Source organism: Pseudomonas sp. (assembly GCF_050739995.1).
In the GTDB taxonomy this organism is placed as follows: Bacteria; Pseudomonadota; Gammaproteobacteria; order Pseudomonadales; family Pseudomonadaceae; genus Aquipseudomonas.
In genome coordinates this window covers 1-3,221 of record NZ_JBOICG010000574.1, presented here as the reverse complement: position 1 = coordinate 3,221, position 3,221 = coordinate 1, and the positions used below count along the sequence as shown (strand labels likewise).

Here is a 3,221-nt window from a genome sequence, read left to right as displayed (position 1 = left end):
TTACCGGATCACCTTCGAAGTGGCAGGCGAAGAACCACAGGTCCGGGGTGATATCCAGCTCGGCGACCAATTCACCTTTGCCGTACTTGCCACCCTCTTCGCTGATATGGGTGATGCGATCCACCATCAGCATGTTCGGGGCGGGCAGTTGCGCGTTACCTGGGCCGAACAGCTCACCGCGACTGCAGCGCAGCAGGTCTTCCCGGGTAAAGGCGTTTTGTTTGGTCATGCGAGCTCCTCAATAATCCCATGCGGCAGGGCAGGGTAAATCTTCCCGGCCGACTGAAGCGTTCATGCCTCATATCGGCAGCCTACACATAGACTATTGCGTTGTAGTGAAAGTCACAGCGTCAAGGCACTCAATGTACACTTGTTCACTGAAATTTTAAACCGAGCCTGTTTATCGGCCCGTTTGGGTGCCTAAGACTGCCGCACTTTCGTGTTTCACGCCAGTCGCAGTTGGCTGGTGGCGCAGCACTAATGCACCCATCGCTGTAGGATTTGCTGCAAATCCGTGCGTTTGAATGGCTTAGCCAGGTAATCGTTCATTCCGGCTGCCAGGCAGGCTTCCCGGTCGCCCTGCAAGGCATTGGCCGTCAGGGCGATGATCGGCAGGTCGGCGCAGCCGGGCAGTTGGCGGATTTGCCGAGTCGCTTCGTAGCCGTCGATCAGTGGCAGGCGGCAGTCCATCAGGATCACGGTGAAAATCAGGCTCTCGGCACTGCGGATCGCCTCGGCGCCGTCGGTGGCCAGGCTGACTTCAAAACCCAGGCTACGCAACATGGCTTCAACCACGGTGCGGTTGACCGGGTTGTCCTCCACTAGCAACACGTGCCGTCCATCCCCGGCACTCGCTTTTCCGCTGATCGCCGGGGTGATCGCCGGCAGACTTTTCTGATCGATGGCCAGCGGAATTTCCAGAGTAAACACCGAGCCGCGACCCTCTTCGCTCTTGGCACGCAAGGTGCCGCCCATGCGTTCGGCCAGGGTGCGGGCGATGGGCAGACCAAGGCCGGTGCCGCCGTAACGTCTTGAAATGGAACTGTCGGCTTGTTGGAACGCGTCGAACATCAGTTCCAGGCGCTCGGCGGAAATTCCGATGCCGCTGTCGCGCACCGTACAGGTGAACCACACCAGTTCATGGTCAAGGGTTTGCCAATGGGGCTCGACGGTAACGGTGCCGTGCTCGGTGAACTTCAACGCGTTGCCGATCAGGTTCACCAGAATCTGTCGGATGCGCGTCGGGTCGCCCTGTACCTGCAGCGAGTCCATGCCCAGAGGGATTGGCAGCTCCAAGGCGAGTCCGCGCTGCTGGGCGCTGTGCTGAAAGGCTTGGGCGCAGTTGCTGATCAGGTCCGCTAGGTTGAAGGAGATATGCTCCAGTTCAAGAGCGGCGCGTTCAATGCGCGAGAAGTCGAGGATGTCGTTGATCACTTTGAGCAGATGCTCGGTGGACTCGGAGGCCAGCGCCGCGTATTCGGTCTGCTCCTCGGTCATTTCGGTCGTTTCCAGCAGTTGCAGCATGCCCAGCACACCGTTCATCGGGGTGCGCAATTCGTGGCTCATCATCGCCAGGAAGTCAGACTTGGCGTTGTTCGCTCGCTCGGCCTCTTCGCGGGTCTGGATCAATTGCGCCATGGCCTGCTGTTGTTCCCGGCTGGCCTGGTTGAGGCCCTCGGCCAGGTTGTTGATATGGCGTGACAAGTCGCCCAGCTCTGAGTCATCGACAATCGGTAGCGGCGTCTTGTAGTCACCTTGCTGGATGGCTTTTACCGCAGTACCCATGGCGCTGATCGGCTGCGACAGGCTGGCGGCCAAGCGCCGTGCGAGCAGGAAGGTAAACAGCAGGGCGAAAAGAGCAAGGATGCCGGCCTTGAACAGGATTTCCTGCTGACGTTGGCTGAAGGCATCGTTGGACATACCGACGATCACCCGGCCCAGGTAATCCGCCCGTGGTGCCTTGGGTTCATTGAGGTTGTCCTGGAAAAAGTCCGTGCCCAACTGGATATGCTGCAGGCGGATCGGCGCCTGGAAGACTTTTACCGACAGCGAGCGGTCGTGCTTCTCTGTTGGCTGCTCAACGTACACCAGGATGTTCTCGGAGCTGTCCTGAATCTCCAGGAATCGCACGTGAGGCGTCGCCAAGGTGGCGCGCAGCAGACTGTCGAGCACGTCGTTGTTGCCGGAGATCACTCCGTACTCGGTCGCCGGGGCGAGCTGGTTGGCGATCAATTGGCCGGTATGGTCCAGTTCCTGGCGCAAGTCCTGGATGCGCACGAAGGTAAAGAAGCTGATCAACAGCAACGTCAGCAACAGTGCCGGGCCCAGGGTGATGAGTTGGGTGCGGGTGTTGATGTCCCAGCGACGGCGCAAGGTCATGGGCGTTTTTCTCCTTCGGCCAATCGGGCGGCGACGGCGGCTTCGTCAACCTGTTCGATGCCCAGTGAGCGCGCGACTTGCGGGTTGCCCACGACTTTGAAGTGTTCCGGATACAACGAGCGCGGCCAGTTGGCCGGTGGGTGGTCCAGCAGACGGTCGAGCACATCGAGCCAGTCGGTCTGGTCACTGTAGGTACTGGCCAGGCTGCCGGCCTTGACGAAGCCGGCGTTGGGCCCCACCAGCGGCAGTTGCTGGGCGTAGCTGCTGAGCAACAGGTTCTTCACGGTCTTCGGGTTGTACAGCTGCGGATCGTCGAGGCCCAGCAGCACGTCGCTGTTCTTGAACAGGTTTTGCAGCGGTCGGCTGTCGTTAATGTTGTCCCAGAGTTGCGGCACGATTTCCAGGCCCATAGGTTCTGCGTACTGGGCTAATTCGCGAAGCAGGAATTCGCTGTCGATGCCGTAGAGCACACCGATGCGTCGCGCCTGGGGCAAGATATTGGCGATCAGGTTCAACTGGCGCTCCAGCGGCGGATCGCTCCAGAGCAGGCTGATTTTGGCTGGATGAGAGGTTCCCAGGCGCTGTCGGGCTTGCAGGCGGCTGATACGCAGCACCAGGGTCGAAGGGCCTTGGGGGTCCTTGAGGCGCCAGTCGAGGCTGGGCAGGTCGAGCAGGACCAAGCGGGTGCTGGCGGGTAACTGGCTCGGTGCCGGTATCTCTTTGAGCGGGGTGAAGGTCACGAGGTCTTCGGGGCGTTGCCGGGCCAGGGCCTGGGCGAAGGCTTGTACGCCGGCACTGTCTTCGGCGGCGGTCAGCAGGATTTCGGCGCTCCAGGCTGGGGT

General features: G+C 60.6%; 3 protein-coding genes. All 3 read right to left on the bottom strand.

Features of this window, described 5'->3' with window-relative positions:
• Positions 1–229: bifunctional 3-hydroxydecanoyl-ACP dehydratase/trans-2-decenoyl-ACP isomerase (gene fabA / locus ACRESD_RS19195; protein WP_431752347.1), on the bottom strand; the 229-nt coding region annotated here is incomplete at its 3' end.
• Between the two features lie 248 nt (positions 230–477).
• Positions 478–2,379, bottom strand: a complete 1,902-nt coding sequence (locus ACRESD_RS19190; protein WP_431752346.1) for an ATP-binding protein — start codon at positions 2,377–2,379, stop codon at positions 478–480.
• On the bottom strand, positions 2,376–3,221 hold an 846-nt coding region (locus ACRESD_RS19185), incomplete at its 5' end, for an ABC transporter substrate-binding protein (RefSeq protein ID WP_431752345.1). The genes ACRESD_RS19185 and ACRESD_RS19190, both read right to left, overlap by 4 nt.